This window comes from Acinetobacter sp. DL27, from assembly GCF_055810995.1.
Genome location: NZ_CM147947.1, coordinates 1,371,353 through 1,389,765, shown reverse-complemented (window position 1 = coordinate 1,389,765; position 18,413 = coordinate 1,371,353). Strand labels below are relative to the sequence as shown.

The 18,413-nt window shown below is 42.0% G+C and carries 17 protein-coding genes; 12 read left to right on the top strand and 5 right to left on the bottom strand.

The genetic code is table 11. The features are described 5' to 3' along the window. Positions 1-70 precede the first annotated feature (70 nt). Both AC0KVP_RS06660 and AC0KVP_RS06655 read left to right on the top strand, forming a co-directional pair. Entirely contained in the window at positions 71-724 is a 654-nt protein-coding gene (locus AC0KVP_RS06660; protein ID WP_224468964.1) for a potassium channel family protein, read from the top strand. Beyond that, positions 721-2,070, top strand: a complete 1,350-nt coding sequence (locus AC0KVP_RS06655) for a TrkH family potassium uptake protein (protein WP_473339784.1) — start codon at positions 721-723, stop codon at positions 2,068-2,070. The genes AC0KVP_RS06660 and AC0KVP_RS06655 overlap by 4 nt, the downstream gene beginning before the upstream one ends. 62 nt (positions 2,071-2,132) lie before the next feature. On the opposite strand, the gene AC0KVP_RS06650 is transcribed toward AC0KVP_RS06655, so the two are convergent. The 3 genes from AC0KVP_RS06650 to AC0KVP_RS06640 form a co-directional block, all read right to left on the bottom strand. Next, positions 2,133-3,272, bottom strand: coding sequence for a phospholipase A (locus AC0KVP_RS06650; protein WP_428853845.1), 1,140 nt, complete (start codon positions 3,270-3,272; stop codon positions 2,133-2,135). Between the two features lie 17 nt (positions 3,273-3,289). After that, entirely contained in the window at positions 3,290-6,229 is a 2,940-nt protein-coding gene (locus tag AC0KVP_RS06645) for an insulinase family protein (RefSeq protein WP_473339781.1), read from the bottom strand. 158 nt (positions 6,230-6,387) lie between these two features. Further along, positions 6,388-6,837: a GNAT family N-acetyltransferase gene (locus AC0KVP_RS06640; RefSeq protein ID WP_004696669.1), complete on the bottom strand. Its 450-nt coding sequence runs from the start codon at positions 6,835-6,837 to the stop codon at positions 6,388-6,390. A gap of 139 nt (positions 6,838-6,976) precedes the next feature. Between AC0KVP_RS06640 and AC0KVP_RS06635 the strand changes: the two genes are divergently transcribed. From AC0KVP_RS06635 to AC0KVP_RS06600, 8 genes are all read left to right on the top strand, one after another. Next, positions 6,977-7,981, top strand: a complete 1,005-nt coding sequence (locus AC0KVP_RS06635; RefSeq protein ID WP_473339779.1) for an adenosine kinase — start codon at positions 6,977-6,979, stop codon at positions 7,979-7,981. 14 nt (positions 7,982-7,995) lie between these two features. Continuing rightward, positions 7,996-8,307: a Rieske (2Fe-2S) protein gene (locus tag AC0KVP_RS06630; RefSeq protein WP_010326961.1), complete on the top strand. Its 312-nt coding sequence runs from the start codon at positions 7,996-7,998 to the stop codon at positions 8,305-8,307. A gap of 18 nt (positions 8,308-8,325) precedes the next feature. Further along, the gene (locus tag AC0KVP_RS06625; protein WP_010326962.1) at positions 8,326-8,943 is read left to right on the top strand and encodes an OB-fold-containig protein; all 618 of its coding nucleotides are present in this window, start codon (positions 8,326-8,328) and stop codon (positions 8,941-8,943) included. A gap of 701 nt (positions 8,944-9,644) precedes the next feature. After that, the gene (cydP, locus tag AC0KVP_RS06620; RefSeq protein WP_004696660.1) at positions 9,645-9,836 is read left to right on the top strand and encodes a cytochrome oxidase putative small subunit CydP; all 192 of its coding nucleotides are present in this window, start codon (positions 9,645-9,647) and stop codon (positions 9,834-9,836) included. Further along, positions 9,836-11,416: a cytochrome ubiquinol oxidase subunit I gene (locus AC0KVP_RS06615; protein ID WP_004696658.1), complete on the top strand. Its 1,581-nt coding sequence runs from the start codon at positions 9,836-9,838 to the stop codon at positions 11,414-11,416. Before cydP ends, AC0KVP_RS06615 begins: the two co-directional genes overlap by 1 nt. Beyond that, complete coding sequence (gene cydB, locus AC0KVP_RS06610) at positions 11,413-12,558, top strand: cytochrome d ubiquinol oxidase subunit II (protein ID WP_234964351.1); 1,146 nt, start codon at positions 11,413-11,415, stop codon at positions 12,556-12,558. The genes AC0KVP_RS06615 and cydB overlap by 4 nt, the downstream gene beginning before the upstream one ends. 24 nt (positions 12,559-12,582) lie before the next feature. After that, positions 12,583-12,684, top strand: a complete 102-nt coding sequence (gene cydX / locus AC0KVP_RS06605; RefSeq protein ID WP_002120988.1) for a cytochrome bd-I oxidase subunit CydX — start codon at positions 12,583-12,585, stop codon at positions 12,682-12,684. A gap of 3 nt (positions 12,685-12,687) precedes the next feature. After that, positions 12,688-12,990 (top strand): cyd operon YbgE family protein, encoded by a 303-nt coding sequence (locus AC0KVP_RS06600; protein ID WP_004696655.1) that lies wholly within the window; start codon positions 12,688-12,690, stop codon positions 12,988-12,990. 54 nt (positions 12,991-13,044) lie between these two features. Here AC0KVP_RS06600 and AC0KVP_RS06595 read toward each other — a convergent pair whose 3' ends face one another. Both AC0KVP_RS06595 and AC0KVP_RS06590 read right to left on the bottom strand, forming a co-directional pair. After that, positions 13,045-13,659 (bottom strand): MarC family protein, encoded by a 615-nt coding sequence (locus AC0KVP_RS06595; protein WP_004981851.1) that lies wholly within the window; start codon positions 13,657-13,659, stop codon positions 13,045-13,047. 12 nt (positions 13,660-13,671) lie between these two features. After that, entirely contained in the window at positions 13,672-15,732 is a 2,061-nt protein-coding gene (locus tag AC0KVP_RS06590; protein WP_473339767.1) for a choline transporter, read from the bottom strand. Between the two features lie 547 nt (positions 15,733-16,279). Between AC0KVP_RS06590 and betI the strand changes: the two genes are divergently transcribed. Next, positions 16,280-16,906 carry a transcriptional regulator BetI gene (gene betI / locus AC0KVP_RS06585; protein WP_473339765.1) on the top strand — a complete coding sequence of 209 codons (627 nt, stop codon included), beginning with the start codon at positions 16,280-16,282 and terminating at the stop codon, positions 16,904-16,906. Continuing rightward, positions 16,899-18,371, top strand: a complete 1,473-nt coding sequence (betB, locus tag AC0KVP_RS06580; RefSeq protein ID WP_473339763.1) for a betaine-aldehyde dehydrogenase — start codon at positions 16,899-16,901, stop codon at positions 18,369-18,371. Before betI ends, betB begins: the two co-directional genes overlap by 8 nt. Positions 18,372-18,413: the final 42 nt, after the last annotated feature.

The following is an 18,413-nucleotide window of genomic DNA, read 5'->3' as shown; positions in this document are numbered from 1 at the left end:
GACATCTTGTGAAATTTGGCACAACATTCGTTAACAATCGACGTATAAAAAAATTTAAAGGAAAGATGACATGGCACAATTTGCAGTGATTGGTTTAGGAAGTTTTGGAGCCACAGTTGCAACTCAACTCATTGAACTGGGACATGATGTCATTGGTATCGATAGTGAAAAAAAATATGTTGAAAATATTTCTGAACACGTGACTCACGCTGTTATTGCCGATGCAACAGACGAACATGTCCTCGATGAACTAAATATTAAAAACTGCGATGCCGTGGTGGTCGCAATTGGTGAAAATATTGAAGCCAGTATTTTGTGTGTGCTGCACCTCAAAAATATTGGGGTTGAAAAAATTTGGGTTAAAGCCAAATCGAAGTCACACCATATGATTTTAAGCCATTTAGGGATTAGTAAAATTATTCACCCTGAAGAGGACATGGGCGTGCGGATTGCGCAGTCTTTATGCTACCCCATGGTCAGTCGTTATATGGCGCTTGAAGATAATCACTATATTGTCAAAATTGAAATTGATGAAAAACTACAAGGGACTCGCTTCCGCCAACTGATGGATCAAGCACCTGATGTGAAAACATTACTCCATAAACGTGGCAAAGACGTTTTGTACAGCATTGACCCCAATTTAATTTTACAAGTGGGTGATATTCTTGTTGTTGAAGGTTTAGTTGAAACATTACGTCGTCTTTCAGCACGGTTCAAATCATGAAAAAAGTCAAAGAATGGCAAACCCCAAAAAACAGCACCATTAATTTAAGCCCGCCCAGCCTGCTGGCTTTGGGGTTTTTGAGCTTTATTATTATTGGGACTCTATTATTAAAGTTACCCATTTCGCACCACGGTGAACTGAGTTGGATTCACTCTTTGTTCACCGCCAGCTCAGCAGTCACCATTACCGGACTGTCTGTGGTGAATGTCGGTGAAACTTTTACCGTAACAGGTAAAGTCATCATCATGCTACTGATTCAAATTGGTGGCTTAGGCTTTATGACTTTTGCAATTTTAGCCGCACTGAGTCTGTCGACCAAACTCGGTTTAAAGCAACAAATCATGGCGCAAGAGACCATTGGTCAAACCAGCTTATCCAAAGTGTCCTTCACCATTAAAGGGGTACTGCTGTATTCCTTATTTTTTGAAGCGATCGGTACGGTTATTTTGACCATTGCATGGTTAGAAGATTACAACTTCAACCAAGCTCTTTTTTATGCGGCTTTTTATAGTGTATCCGCATTTAACAATGGTGGCTTTTCACTGTTTCCCAACAGTCTAATGAGCTTCTCGGGTCAGTATCTCATTACCTTTACCATCAGTATGCTATACATCATTGGTGGGACAGGTTTTGTGGTGTTAATGGACATTAAACGCAGCAAAAGTTGGAAAGGCTTAAGTACCAATAGCAAACTGATTTTATCCACCATTGCAGGCTTAAACCTCATCGCTTTTGTTCTTTTATGGGCGATTGAATCGAACAATCCCCTCACTTTAGCGCCAATGAGCTTAGGTGACCAAGCTTTAAATGCATGGTTCCATGCCACCGTACCTCGTTCATCGGGCTTTAACAGTCTTGATTTGGCACAGATGAAAGATGCTTCGACCCTCGTGACTATGTTACTGATGTTCATTGGGGGTGGCTCGATGAGTACCGCAGGCGGGATTAAAGTAGGTACTTTTATTATTGTTTTACTCAGCGTGATTAGCTTCCTTCGACGCGAAGATGAAATTCGTGTGTTCAATCACTCTGTTTCTCAAAAAACCTCTTTTAAGGCGATGGCTGTCGTCTCTATTACCGCAGCACTTATTTTCTTAGGCATCTTTAGTTTATCTTTAATCGAACCTAATCATCAGTTTATGGATTTGTTATTTGAAGCCATTTCCGCTGCTTGTACTGTCGGTTTGTCACGCGGCATCACGGGTGAACTTCAACCTGCAAGTTTATTTATCTTGATGCTCTTGATGTTTGCAGGTCGTTTAGGTCCTTTAACGCTGGCCTACCTGATAGCGACGCCGAAAAAGAGCCGCCTAAAACACCCAACTGCCGATATTCAAATTGGTTAAAACACCTAACACTTAAACATAAAAAAACCACGTATTGAACGTGGTTTTTTTATGTTTCTAAATTAGTACCAATTCATTAAGGAAACACCCAAGCCCACATAAGTCGCTCGGTGGTTATAATCAATTAAGCTTTCGCCATAACCATCAAATAACTGGAAATGGCCACGCAACTTCCCTGAAATAGGAAAAGCCCAGTCAAACTGTGCAGCACCGCGCGAGTCATCGCCACCTTTTAAACTATGGCGTAGCATGAGTGAAAAATCATGTTCATTCCAACGGTAGAATGCTGTTAAGTCACCCCGTCCGACATAATCCTTAATATCAGGGTTATTATCATCACCTGCATCTTCGTCTAGACGGTACCAAGGGCGCAACATGAGAGCAAAGTTGTCTCTTTCAAAACCCACATTCAACATGACACGATTCCAACTACGTGACAGCGGATCGGAACGACCATTAGACTGATGATTGAAAGTTAATCCCAGCAAGCGGCCATTTAAACCCAACAATTCATAATTGGTGCGGAAAACCAAACTGGCTTCAGGCTCATAGTTCGTTTCACGGAACGGACGTGATTCATCACTATTATAAAGCTGCCAACGAGAAGACTGGGTATAACCCAACCAAACATCGCCATTGTCCCCAAATAGGTTTTCCACCGCTTTGGTTTTTAAAGACAGTTGGAATTTCGCTTCCATTGACTTTAGGTTCTGATCTTCATCTACCGTATTGGTCGGATTTGGACTTTGTGGATATTCATTTTTATCTGTCGTCCAAAAACCAGGCATTAAATACACAGGTTGGTAGGCACGAATATTCCAAGTTCCCAGTTTGCTTTCTGGTGAAAGCTCCCAACGGCTATCCATTAAAGATAAATTTGGCGATATTTTAGGGCCTTCCGAAGCAAAGACAGAGCTTACACTTTGTGCAATCTTCCCTGTGATATTTTCAGGTTCAGGTGCAATTTCCATAGCTGCACGTTGCTCAGAAACAATATGTGGTTTTACCGCTTCAGGAATTTTAAATAATGCATCATAACAAGCCAAACGGTCTGCATTCGATGCCAATGCAACACATGCCTCGGCTGTTGCAGGAGCTGCAGGTACTTCGGAAATTTGTGCATGTGTTTTAGCGACACCCAAAGTACTGAGCACAGTCATGCCCAGTACTAAAGTTGAACGCTCAAATGATTTGAACGCCATACGACCCTCTTATTGTTTTACTGAACTTGTTGAATACTAAAACCTAACTCAATTAAAGTATCACGCTTCGCCATAGGTGCAACCACGGCTTTCGTTGGTTTTTGTTCAAGCAAGTATTGTACCGCCACACGTTGCAAGTCCTCTAAACTCACAGCCAAAAGACGGCTACGTAACTGCTTACGGAAGGCTGGTGTACGTGCATGTAAAAGTGCATAACATGCCGTAATCGCTTCACCTGCTGGTGAACCTGGTTTGTCCATACCCGCAATCAAACCTAAAATTGCTTCTTCAAGCTGATGTGGCTTTTGCTCAGTATTGAGCAACCATTGCACACTGGCTTCAAAGTCATTGAAGGTTTCAGCCAAACGCGGGTCACGGTAGCTATAGAAGCGGAATGAACATGCATTGCCGTCATAGCTTGCGCCACCACCATAAGCCCCACCTTTTTCACGAATTGCACTGTGTAAGAAACCATTACGCAAGTACGCTGCCAGCACCATCAGCGGTGCAGCATCTGAATGTGACACCTCAACAGCCTGATAAGCCGATGAACAGAATTGAACATTGGCTTGAATTAACCACGCCTCATCTGCATCAGTATCAACCTGCTCAGTAGCTTTTAAAGTCACAGTTTGCTCAGGAATAGCTAACTTGTCCCACACATTTTGAACTTCTTCAACCAAACGGTCTGACTGATGTTCTTCACAAACCAGTAAGAACTGTTTTGGTGCTTGTAAAAGTTTTAAATGAATCGCTTTTAATTCATTGATCAAATCATCATAAGCTGCTGCATCTTTTTCAATACGGCTGACTAGATCGCCTAACCAGTTTAATGCACCTAAGCCCGTGTTGTGATAATCACGTTTTGCTAAAGCACTGTGGTTACGTCCCGCAATTTGCATGGCATAACTGTGGCCTGAACCTGACAGACGAGATGCCCAACGTGTTTTACGTTGTTGCAATAACTCAACAATGCGATCTTTTTCGTCAAAACGGAGTTGTTCAAACGCCAATTTTAACAAAGCAATACTGTCAAAATTACTCACCAACGATTTTGTGGTCAGCGTTAACCATGCACTGATTTGATTTTTATCATTCACTTGAGAGCGCAAAGAGGCACCCATACCTAAACCACCACTCACCGCAGTTTGTAGTTGTTGTAGTTCAAGATAGTCATACTGACCTGCACCAACTTCACCCATCAAAATGGATAGCAAGTTAAAGTAAGGTGACTGCACTACATCTTGCGGAATTTCAATCAGTACTTGGTTGTAGTAAATACCGTTCGTACCCGCATGATAAAGATTCAACGGGTAATCGATACGATTTGAGATAATCTCGCGCAACTGCCCTTGTACAATTTGCAGTTCAGCAGGCACATCTTCCAAGCCTACTTTTGGCAAAAGATTAAGGTCATCTGGGGTATCTTGACGGACTTTAAGTGCTTCAGTTTGTGCTTCAATTTCTGCTTTTTCAGCGTCTGTTAGCTGCGCACCAATTTCGGCTAAACGTGCTTTTTCTGCTGCTGCTTCCACTGTAGACTTATTGGCATCAGGCACCAAAGTCATTTGTACTCGGTGTGGGTTATCAATCAAATAGGTTTTGATTAAGTTTGACAACCACATTGGATCTTTCAGCTCTTCTTTTACCGCAGCAATGGCTGAGTCTACATCCCATACAGTGACTGGGTCGCTGTGGTGAATCGCACTGCCCAAACCATTTAAAATCAGGCTTAGACCGTAAGGCATTCCATCGCCATTGATTTCACGTTGATGCAATTCAATTTGATGTAAAATCGCATCCACCATGTTTTGATCGACAGGTTTCGAAGCAACATCTTCTAAAACCTTAAACACACCTGCTTTAAACTCAGCTGTATGTTCTGGGTTAGAACCTTGTACGCCACAGTAGAAAGTCATTTCGTAGTTTGAATCATCTACACCCATAATCGGGCCGGTAGACTGTGCATAACCACACGTCTCTAAATAATGACGCAATGGAGAAGCCGAATCTTCTAACAGTACACCTTCGACAAGGCGCATACCTAAGCGTAGTTTGATCTCACTGGCTTTAGGCAATAACCACGAAATGATGTGATAAGTTTTGTCTTTTAAATCTTCTGCATCTACCGCATAGGTTTCAGTCACTTCTAGCGGCGCAGTCAAACGTCGCTCTTCTTTAGAAAAAAGCGTTTCACCTTTTGAGAATTTCGCCAAGGCTAAACTTTCAAACTGCTCTTGTAGATTGTAAGCAGGCTCATTACCAAAGGTCATGAAAACTGCGTTACTTGGGTGATAATGCGACTTGTAGAAATCCACCAACTCAGGGTAAGTCAAGTCCGGAATATCTTTAGGGTCGCCACCTGAGTTGTAGTGATAAGTGGTTTCAGGGAATAAGTGATGCGCTAACTGATGATACAACTGGTCTGAAGGCGAACTCATTGCCCCTTTCATTTCGTTGAAAACCACACCTTTATAAACAGGCTCACCGTTTTCAAGCTCAATGCGAATCCCTTCTTGGGCAAAATCCAGCGGATTCAAATTAGCTGCAAAAGCCGCATCTAAATATACTTCAAGTAAATTTTGGAAATCTTTTTTATTCTGAGTCGCAAATGGATACGCTGTCCAGTCCGCCGCGGTAAAAGCATTCATGAACGTGTTCAGTGAACGACGAATCATTAAAAAGAACGGATCACGAACAGGAAATTTTTCCGAACCACATAGTGCTGTGTGTTCTAAAATATGCGCTTCGCCTTTTGAATCCATAGGTTGGGTGCGAAAGGCAACCAAGAATACATTTTCATCATGATTGGTGGCCAAGTGATAATGCACTGCCCCAGTGACTTTATGTTTATATTCAGACACTAAAATGTCTAAAGCTTCAACATGGTGTTGACGTACCAACTGAAACGCAGGATGTACAGTTTGAGAAATGGTTTCAGTGACATCTACAGTCATGTGATCTCCTAACAATAATTAATACACTGCCTGCATTATAGCTTTAGTTGTCAAAAGATTTCACGCTGAAAACCCGAGTAATTTGCTGGAAATTTGAAAAGCATCTCACTGCTTTCCAAATTTCAGTCTTTTTGAGGGAAGCGTTCTCAAAAGTAAAACTAGATGAGATATTTAAAATAATTATAGTTCGGGTGATTTTCCACAAAAACATAGTTTTGCTTCTGATAGAAACTGGCTGCGGACAAATCCGCGGTATTTAAACACAGCGCAGAAAAGTTCGGACGTGCACATTTTTCTAAATGTGCCAACAACTGACGACCCACACCGCTCTTACGGTATTTAGGATGTACATAAAAACGGCGTACGCGCCCAATCCGCGCCTCGATTTCATTTTCACCCCATTGTTGATTTAAACCGCCACAGGCAATTAATTGGTCTTGATCATAGGCCAATAACAACACTTCACCCTTTTGATCAAAACGATTTTTTCCACTTTGATATTCTTCGATCAAGCGGGTCAACGGTTCATATCCTTCTTTTGCTGCGAGTTGTGCCAAAGCTTGTATTTGAGGAGGTAATTGTTCTGCCGCTTGAATTAAAATTTCCATCTAAACTTCCTTGAATATGAGCAAAGCCATTTCACTACATTTGCCACGTAAATAAAATGAATTTTCCTCAACAAACTACAGCAATCTTGAGCATTGGTGTAAAATGTCGCTTTATTTTCAATACGTGACGAAAAAAGACATGGCAACTGTTGATCTTTTTGCAATTGGTAATGCACTAATCGACCAAGAATTTAAAGTCTCTGACGACTTCCTTATTCAACAACATTTGCAAAAAGGCACTATGCAGTTAACTGATGGTGAAACACAAGCAGATCTTTACAAAAAATTAAAAGAAACACAAAGCTATAAAGGTCAGGCTTCAGGTGGTTCAGCAGCCAACACCACCGTTGCTTTTAGTGCCTTGGGTGGTTCAGCATTTTATGCATGCCGCGTGGGTAATGATGAACTAGGGCAAACTTACCTCAATGGTTTACACGAAGCAGGCATTAAAAACACTGAAAAATCAATCAGTGAAGGCGTAACAGGCACGTGTATGGTTCTAGTCAGTGGAGACTCTGAACGTACTATGCATACCTATTTAGGTATTACAGCCGAGTTAACTGAACAACAGATTGACTTTGAACCCTTAAAAACAGCGAAATGGCTCTATATCGAAGGTTATCTTTCTACCAGCGATAGCGCACGTTTAGCTGTTAAGCAGGCGCGTGAAATTGCCAAAGCTCATGGTGTTAAAATTGCATTAACCCTATCTGACCCTGCGATGGTGCAATACGCGCGTCATGGTCTAGATGAAATGATTGCGGATGGTGTGGACTTATTGTTCTGTAACCAGCAAGAAGCCATGATGTACACTGAAACTGAAACTGTTGAGGCGGCTTTAGCAAAACTTAAAACACTGAGCCAGCATGTGGTGATTACTCTTTCCGCTGAAGGTGCACTTATTTCAAATGCACAGGAAACATTTAATGTCGCGGGTCGTAAAGTACACGCTATTGATGCCAATGGTGCCGGTGATGCCTTTGCTGGTGCCTTCCTCTATGCCGTGAATGCAGGCTTAGGCTTACATACAGCCGCGCAACTTGCAATTTTGATTTCAAGTGAAGTGGTGTCACAGTTTGGCCCTCGTTTGGCTGTGGCAGATTACGCTGAATTGTTCCAACAACTGCAAAAGGAATGTGCATGATGCAAAAAATTTGCATGACAGAAGACATCCCAGAACGCGAAGCGCGTTCTTTTGAAACACCTAAAGGGGATACGATTTTTATCACCCAACGTGACGGTGCCTTCTTTGCTTACCAAAACATTTGCCCACATTTGCAAGTTGAACTTGAATTTTTGGAAAACCAGTTTTTAGACCGTGACCAAGAATTTATTGAATGTTCGACCCATGGTGCGTTGTTTATGGTGGAAACAGGTGAATGCATTTCTGGCCCCTGTCAAGGCGAAGCACTTGAAAAAGTAGCGATTACCGTGCATTCTGACGGTGGGATTTATCTCACAGAAGAATAATGAAACTGGACGTTCACCATGTATGAGTTGCTACATCACCCTGACTTGATGCTCTTTCATTTCAGCTTATTGACTTTAGTCATACTCAGCATGGTGGAAACCTTAGGCTACTTTTTTAAATCACGCCCAAGTCATTTCCTCAAAAGGCTCTCACCACAAAAACTGACTGAATCTCCACTGCTGGACGTTAAGTTTTCTAAAGTGCTGATTGTGGTTTTTCTCTTACTTAATTTTAGTGTTGCAGGTTATTTCCTTCAGTTCTGCATCTATGCCAAAGAACAAGCGTTTACTTCGGCTTACTATCTGATTTTGCCCGCGCTGATTATTGCAATTTTCTTTACCGTTTTTATGATCCACTGTTTGGATCAAGTTATTAAACCCAGACCCGATAAAAAACAAACCAACTTACTGGGTCGTCTGGCGACCATCTCCAGCGGGAATGCACGCCCCGGTTTTTCGGCTCAAGCTCGCGTTCGCGATGAATACGGCCAACTCCACTATGTACAAGTTGAGCCTGAGTTTGGTGAGCTTGAGTTTCAATCACAAATTATTCTCATTCGTCTAAAAAAGTCGCATTACATAGCAAAGAAAATTTCAAAATCCAATCAACTTTTTAGCGGCGAAAGTACGCGCTAAACAAGCACTCAATCTGACCTCGTTTCAACGCTGTACGTCTATATAAGCATGTTTATCCTTTGCCATGGCCTTACCCTACCAAGATATTGATAGCGTCAGCCTCCAACAAACGCCTCACAACGCGCTGTTTCAATCGAGCCCTTGCCTCATCTTGTTGCGCAATCTTTTTAAAGCAATCTTTCATTCACAATCCAGCTTTCTGGATTCTAAGAAAATTTACCCAGAATAAGCTCAGGATGAGAATTTTACTCTCCGCCTCTGCCTTCAAGCTTATATGACACAATAAAAGACTTTTTAATATGAATTCGATTTTCAATTCCTAATTTCCTTGTGATGTATGCGACAGATCAAATCATCCATGATTCATATCCGTTAAAATCCATCATTTAAAAACCCTATCACTTTTATTATCTTAAGACGAATTATCAATAAAATAACGATGAACGTTAAATATAAGCGTTTTAGTCGGATTTAAAATAAATATATACAAGTATTTTAGTCAGGTATTTAAATATAAACATAAGTAATTTGGTCAACTTTAAAATACAAAAATATTAGTTTATTTTTCATCACATCATTATTTTAAGTACATGTATTTAAACAACTTAATAATATATTTTTTATTTAAGTTTAAAGACTATTTATCTTTTGTATGTTTTTGTTTAATAATATAAAGCAAGTTAAAAAATAGGCTTTGTGAAATGAGCTTAGTCCCCAAAAATCTCAATCAAAAAGTCACCAGAGAGATTGTGGCCATTTTAATCATTAAGGTGATTATTTTAATGGTCATTAAGAACATCTGGTTTGACGCCCCGACTATTCCTAAAAATTTTGACAATCAAGTTGCTGAGCGTATTGCAGGCAATCCATCCCCAATCAAGGAGACACGTTGATGATATCTGAAAGCGTGGTCGATCTTTCGCGGTTCCAGTTCGCTATGACCGCGATGTATCACTTTATTTTTGTTCCACTTACACTGGGGCTTGCCTTTATTCTTGCCATTATGGAAACCACCTATGTGATTTCAGGTAAAGAAATTTATAAAGACATGACCAAGTTTTGGGGGAAACTCTTCGGTATTAACTTCGCTTTAGGGGTCACTACTGGCTTAACCATGGAGTTCCAGTTCGGGACTAACTGGGCATATTACTCACACTATGTGGGGGATATTTTCGGTGCTCCATTAGCCATTGAAGGATTAATGGCATTCTTCTTAGAATCGACATTCATTGGTCTGTTCTTCTTTGGATGGGATCGCTTATCCAAAGTGCAGCACTTATGTGTGACATGGCTGGTTGCACTCGGTTCTAATATGTCTGCCTTATGGATTTTGGTTGCAAATGGTTGGATGCAAAACCCTGTCGGTTCTGTATTTAACTATGAAACCATGCGCATGGAACTGGTAGATTTTGGTGCTCTCATTTTTAACCCAGTTGCGCAGGTAAAATTTGTACATACCGTATCTGCGGGTTATGTGACAGGCGCTATTTTCGTCCTGGCTATTTCAAGCTACTACTTACTGAAAAAACGTGATATTCCGTTTGCACGTCGTTCATTTGCCATTGCCGCAATTTTTGGTTTAGCTTCAACACTTTCAGTGATTTTACTGGGCGATGAGTCAGGTTATGAACTCGGTGATGTTCAGAAAACTAAACTCGCAGCCATTGAAGCGGAATGGGATACTCACCCTGCACCAGCACCCTTTACCTTGTTTGGTATTCCAAATAAAGAAACCATGACTACAGATTATGCAGTGAAAATTCCATATGTGATGGGTCTTATTGCAACACGTTCTTTAGACAAAGAAGTGACCGGTATTAAAGATTTGATCGTTCAACACGAAGATCGTATTCGTAACGGTATGGTGGCTTACTCACAACTGGAAAAACTACGCGCGGGTGATACTTCTCCAGAGCTAAAAGCTGCCTTTGCTGAAACTCAAAAAGACTTGGGCTATGGCTTACTGCTGAAAAAATACACACCAAATGTAGTTGATGCATCTGAAGATCAAATTAAATCTGCTGCAAAAGACACGATTCCGCACGTACCAAGCTTATTCTGGGCATTCCGTGCCATGGTTGTATCTGGTTTCCTTATGCTGTTGTTATTTGCTTTAGCAACCTTTGCTGTGGCAAAACGCAATGCAGAAAACAAACCATGGTTACTGAAGTTTGCACTTTTCGCTCTGCCTCTGCCATGGATTGCTGCACAAACAGGTTGGTATGTTGCAGAAGTAGGTCGTCAGCCGTGGACGATTGGTGAAGTTCTACCTACACACTTGTCAGCATCAAGCTTAAGCACAGGTGATGTATGGGGCTCTATCGCTGCCTTAGCTGCGTTCTATACCGTTCTTTTGATTATTGAAATGTATTTAATGATCAAATTCTCACGTCTTGGTCCAAGTTCGCTTCACACTGGTAAATACCATTTTGAAAAACTTGAAGCAGCTCGTAATGAGGAGACTCAAGCATGATCGAATATGAATTACTCAAAATCATTTGGTGGGTTTTAGTCGGTGTCTTGCTGATTGGCTTTGCTCTCACCGATGGCTTCGATATGGGCTCTATGGCGATCATGCCATTTGTGGGCAAAACAGATGAAGAACGCCGTGCGGCCATCAACACTATCGCTCCGCACTGGGACGGTAACCAAGTTTGGTTCATTACTGCTGGCGGTGCATTGTTTGCCGCATGGCCAATGGTTTATGCAACAGCATTCTCAGGCATGTATTGGGCGCTACTGTTGGTGCTGTTTGCCCTATTCTTACGACCTGTAGGTTTTGACTACCGCTCTAAACTGCAAAATACCAAATGGCGTACATCATGGGACTGGGGTTTAGCCGTGGGTGGTGCTGTGCCTGCACTGGTCTTCGGTGTGGCATTTGGCAACATGTTCTTAGGCGTACCATTTAGTTTAGATGATACCGTCCGTTCAACTTATACAGGGAGCTTCTTTGCTCTACTCAACCCATTTGCTTTAGTCTGCGGCCTAGTTAGCTTATCAATGCTGTGTGCACACGGCGGTGCATGGCTAATGCTTCGTACCGATGGTGACTTACGCAGACGCTCAGCACAAGCAACGAAACTTATGGGCATTGCTTATCTCATCTGTTTCTTAGGCGCTGGTGCTTGGTTGTACTTTGGTGGAATCGAAGGTTATACCTTAGTCACTCCATTTGATACCAACGGTGTTGCTAACCCATTGGCAAAAGAAGTGTTGACCAATGCCAACCATGGCTGGATGAACAACTACTCGACTTACCCAATTACCATGATTGCGCCTATCGCAGGTATTTTAGGTGGTTTGATTGTGGTGCTTGCAGCAGGCAAAAACAAAGCGGGCTTTAGCTTCTTAGGTTCAAGTTTAGCGGTCGTTGGTGCAATTTTAACTGCTGGTTTTGCGCTGTTCCCATTCTTAATGCCGTCAAGTATTCAACCTGTTGCAAGCTTGACCATGTGGGATGCAGTTTCAAGTAAAACGACGTTAACTGTAATGACAGTTGCTGCATGTATCTTTGTCCCTCTCATTTTGTGCTATACCACTTGGTGTTACTACAAAATGTGGGGTGTTATTACCAACACACACATTAAAGAGAATTCACACAGCCTTTACTAAGGTTGTGTCTAAGGAGATCAAATTATGTGGTATTTTGCATGGATTCTCGGTATTTTGATGGCTTGCTTTGCAGGTGTACTCAGTGCTTTGTATATCGAACATCATCAAGACCTTGATGAGGAATAAACCATGACAGACGTTGCTATGGAAAACCAAACTGTAGATAAAAAGCCGAACAAATTTGCGATGCTAATTTCCTGCCTATTGGCCTTTCCACTTGCAGCGGTGTTGTTAGTGCATCCTGCTGCTATGTTGGATGACAATGGTCACTATAGCCACAGTGCGCTGATGTATATCATGATTGGTATCTCAGGTGGCTTTATCCACGGTGTTGGCTTCGTGCCACGCCACTGGATTTGGAAATGGCTGTTTAGCCCGTTTCTATCGTGGCCACTGATGATCTGGGGTTATTACACTTGGTTCTTCAGTTAAATAAAAAAGCCCTCATTTACTGAGGGCTTTTTTATGGTCCGCTTTGCTTGGATTCTACATTTCAGCCATGACACCAATAATGCCATTAATAATCATATCTACCGCAATGGTTCCAATCAGTAAGGCAGACAGTCGCCCGACAATATCAACATAACGGTCAATATATTTGGCATGCTTATAGCGTAAATGATCATGTGCAAATTTCATTAAAATCATCAAGCCACAGGTCAACGCCAAAGTCAGGAAAATAATCATGGCCGCACCACTGATTGGCAGTGCCATACCTGTCACCACAGCAGCACTAATCGTACCTGGACCAATCATAAAAGGCATAGCAATGGTTCCTGCTAAATGCTCAGGCGCACCACGCATTTCACCAATGGTATCTGCCCCCTGAAACACGTAGCGATAACCAATCACTAAGAAGATCAGACCACCAAATATTTGAAAGGCTTCAAAGCGTACATTTAAATATTTACTAAAAATCGCTTCTCCGCCCCACGCAAACAGCATAAATACTATAAAGGCAATGAGACAACCCTGAATCAAGGCCTTATTAAACACTTTAGCTTCGGAGTTCCGAATCATGCCAATCATGTAAATACTCATTAAAAACGGATTCAGCAATGAGAAAAACAAAGCAAAAGCATGTAAATATGAGGTCAACATGGTTCCTCCTAATTATCCTTGAGGGTCTGGAAATAAGGGACGATTCCCTGGACTGATTCGATTGATATGTAAGAAGGTCATATGGCGCTCATAACGATCCAGCACATCATTAATCACTTGCTCTTTGGTATAACCAACAAGGTCGTTGCCTTGAGAACCTTCATACAAATAGGTTTCAAGGCGGTAGTAGAACCGTTTACCCAGTTTGCCACGTTCACTAAAGGTCGGCGCGATATAACGTACTGGCCAAATTTGATAGACAAAGTTTTGTTCTTCTTCCAAATGTATCATCAAATCTAAATGATACAGATTAGGATCTTCTTCTAGTGCACTCTCTTGAACACTGATGTCGATACCTCGTTTTTGCATTTCTTCGGCAACCGCCATCACAGCCGGTCGGCAGATGTCATCGAGCATACGCCGAGTATCAGTTGTTCCTGGATGGTGCATGACTCGAGACAAGCGTTTTTTCCAGTTGAGGATGTCGACATTGCCCACCACGGGTGCGGCATTTAAGCTGCTACTGGCTTGTCGATAGTCTTCTAACCGCAGTGATTTATACAAACCTGCCATCACCAAGAACATCACAAAGCTAAACGGCAACCCCATAATAATCGTGGCATTTTGTAGTGCCGTAATCCCGTTAGCCATCAACATTGCAAGGGTCAATAAACCAATCGCTATGGCCCAGAATACACTCAACCATCGCGGTGCATCATGATCGACATTGGTAAATTGAGTGGTGAAATTACCCAACACCAGTGCACCAGAGTCCGCCGAGGTCACATAAAACAGTAGGCCAGTAATTGTGGCTACACCTGCAATAAACGGAAACCATGGATACTGTGCTAGCAAGTCATAAAAACCATGTGCTGGGTTAGCAATGACACTTTGTGCAAGGGCTAAATTACCATCAAAAATCACACTATGTAGTGCACTATTTCCAAAAATTGATAACCACGTAAGTGTGAAAAACAGAGGAATAATGAGAGTTCCACTAACAAACTCACGAATGGTTCGACCACGTGAAATACGTGCTAAAAACAAACCTACAAATGGTGACCAAGCCACCCACCATGCCCAAAAGAATAATGTCCAACTGTTCATCCATTCTTTCGGTTGTTGAAAGGCAAAACTTTCCAAAGTCATACTTGGAAAACGGTTAATGTAGTCCCCAATATTTTGCACAAAAGCATTCAGTAAAAATTCGGTATTGCCTAAAAACAAAATAAACAGCATCAACCCAACAGAAACATAAATATTGATCTCAGAGAGAACTCGCAGACCCTTATTCACCCCTGAAGTCACTGAAATAATGGTCATTACAACCGCAACCACAATTAATGCGGTTTGCATCCAAAGGTTTTCAGGTAAATCAAACAACACATTTAAGCCATAGTTCAGCTGTACTACCCCAATCCCGCAGGTCGTCGCAATACCAAAAATAGTCCCGATGACCGCTGCGGTATCAACACTATGACCGATCGGCCCATGAATCTTATTCCCAAAAATCGGATATAAAGCAGAGCGAATAGTCAGTGGTAAGTTATAGCGATAACTAAAATATCCCAATGCCATGCCAATCAAGGCATACATACACCATCCCGTTAATCCATAGTGAAACAGGGTCCACACCATGCCTTGACGTGCAGCCTCTAGGGTCTGCCCCTCACCCACGGGTGGATGCATATAGTGAGATAAAGGTTCCGCTACCGAGAAAAACATCAAATCGATGCCGATCCCAGCTGAGAACAACATTGCAGACCAACTTAAAAGGCTAAATTCTGGCTTGGAATGTTTGGGGCCTAATTTAATGTTGCCGTAGCGAGAACAGGCAATAAAAATGACAAAGACCATATACAAAGTCGCTGCGAGTAAGTAATACCAACTAAAAGTTGAACTCACCCACGCCAAGACTGTATTTAAGGTTCGATTGGCAAAGTCATTAAACAAAATGGTGGTAACAGAAAAAATTAAAATAATGAGAGCTGAAATATAAAAGACCACACCATTTAAACGGTCTTTAGGCGCTAATGTTTGATCATCAACTGCTCTTGGATTATCTGTTGCCATACAATCCTCAAGAAAGTAAATAAAAAAAGACAAAAGCCAATTTTTAAACTTCTCGTGGTCGAGAGCTTAAAAATCGACTAACGAAAAACGACAGTTTTTTTATCAAAAATAAAAACGCTATCTACTTTAAACCTGAAAGTCTAAATCATTTATACGGTGCATTTGCTACACAGTTTTGAAATGTGAGCCACCCTTGTTCATCGATATTTTGATAGAAATCTTACACATATCTCCCTTCAACATGACTATAAGAGCTTTCTCAGCTCAAAAAAAGTATAAAACCGTAAGCCCATAGCTCATCAGCTCACTTTTCTGAAAGATGTCCTGAGATTAAACCCTTATGGCACATCCATTTGATAAATAAAAAGTTATGTCGAATACTCAAAGCAATTTAGCAGTATTTTGCTTTGAATTTAACCATAAGTGTACTTTTTATTGATTGAACATTCAATCAATAAAAAGTATCATAAAAAAATGCTATGATGCTTTCCATGTAAGTTATTGAATCTAACGCCTTTAAATTTAAGGCAAATTGTTCTGGATTGTCATGAATAAACGTAGAGTAAAACCTGAGCATGAGCGCCGTGAAGAAATCATTAATGCTGCCTATGCAGTCATTTATGAAGTGGGCTTATCCAACACCACTATTGCTCAAATTGCGAAAAAAGCACAGCTTTCTACGGGCATTGTGAGTCATTATTTTGGCGATAAACAAGGCCTCATTCACAGTTGCATGCGCCAAATGCTCAATGTCTTAGCCAAGACTACGGTGAGCTATAAAGCAAAGGTGACGCAGCCCAGTCCAGAACATTCGCTCAAAGCCATTATTGATGCCAACTTTGACATCAGTCAGGTCAACAACACTGCTATGCGGGTTTGGCTGGATTTTTGGTCTGCCAGTATGCACCTACCCGACTTAGGTCGACTGCAACGAATTAATGACCAACGGCTTTATTCAAATTTGAAGTTTCATTTCTTGCAGCTCATGCCAAAGGCCCAAGCAAGCCAAGCCGCTAAAGGGCTAGCAGCACTGATTGATGGCTTATGGTTACGTGGAAGTTTAAGTGGTCATCAAGCATTTGATCGTGATTTGGCACGTTCTATTGCATACGACTATGTCGATATGCAACTTCGCTTAATTCAACAGATACGGCAGGAACAACAAAATGAATGATGTACAGCTTCACTCGCTTTATATTCACGGACAATATTTCAATGCCACCAGTGGTCAAACCTTTGACAGTATTAATCCTGCCACAGGTCAGGTCATTGCCACTATTCAGCAAGCCTCTAAAGCTGATGTCGATGCAGCCGTGCAAAGTGCTGTACAAGGGCAGCGTGAATGGGCTGCCAAAACAGCGGTCGAACGTGCCCGTATTTTACGTCGTGCAGTCGATATTTTACGCGCTCGTAATGACGAATTAGCACGCCTAGAAACACTCGATACAGGTAAAGCGTTCAGTGAAACCTCTACCGTCGATATTGTCACTGGTGCAGACGTTTTAGAGTACTACGCAGGACTTGCAACGGCCATTCAAGGTGAACAAGTGCCGCTACGTGAAAGTAGTTTTTTCTACACACGCCGTGAACCCTTAGGTGTGGTGGCAGGCATTGGTGCTTGGAATTATCCAATCCAAATAGCACTTTGGAAATCAGCTCCGGCCCTTGCTGCTGGGAATGCCATGATTTTTAAACCGAGCGAAGTGACCCCTCTTACTGCCTTAAAGTTAGCAGAGATCTATACTGAAGCAGGCGTACCTGCTGGGGTTTTCAACGTGGTACAGGGTTTTGGTGCTGACGTGGGTCAATGGTTGACTGAACACCCAGATATCCAAAAAATTTCGTTCACAGGTGGTGTGGCAACGGGTAAAAAGGTCATGGCCAGTGCTGCAGCTTCTAGTCTCAAAGAAGTCACCATGGAGCTCGGTGGCAAATCACCTCTGATTATTTGTGCCGACGCCAACCTTGACCGCGCAGCCGATATTGCGGTGATGGCAAACTTCTTTAGCTCAGGTCAAGTATGTACCAATGGCACCCGTGTGTTTGTACCACAAACCCTCAAGGCTGCATTTGAACAAGCAGTGATTGAGCGTGTAAAACGTATCCGCATAGGTGACCCGATGCAGGCTGAAACCAACTTTGGACCTTTAGTCAGCTTTCCCCATATGGAAAAAGTCTTGTCTTATATTGAGTCGGGCAAACAACAAGGTGCGACCTTACTGACTGGTGGACAACGTGCCACTGAAGCAGCGCTTGCTCAGGGCGCATATGTATTACCGACCGTGTTCACCGACTGTCATGACGACATGCACATTGTGCAAGATGAAATCTTTGGTCCGGTCATGAGCATTTTAAGCTATGACAGTATTGAAGAAGCTATTCAACGTGCCAACAACACCAGTTATGGTTTAGCTGCGGGTGTCGTAACACAAGATATTTCCCAAGCGCATCGCATTATTCATCAGCTTGAGGCAGGTATTTGCTGGATCAATACATGGGGCGAATCCCCTGCTGAAATGCCTGTAGGGGGTTATAAACAGTCAGGAGTCGGACGTGAAAATGGCATCACCACACTTGAACACTATACCCGTATCAAATCGGTTCAAGTTGAACTGGGTGAATACCAAAGTATTTTTTAAAGTCTGAATTTTAACTATCTAAATCCTTACTTCCTTTTTATT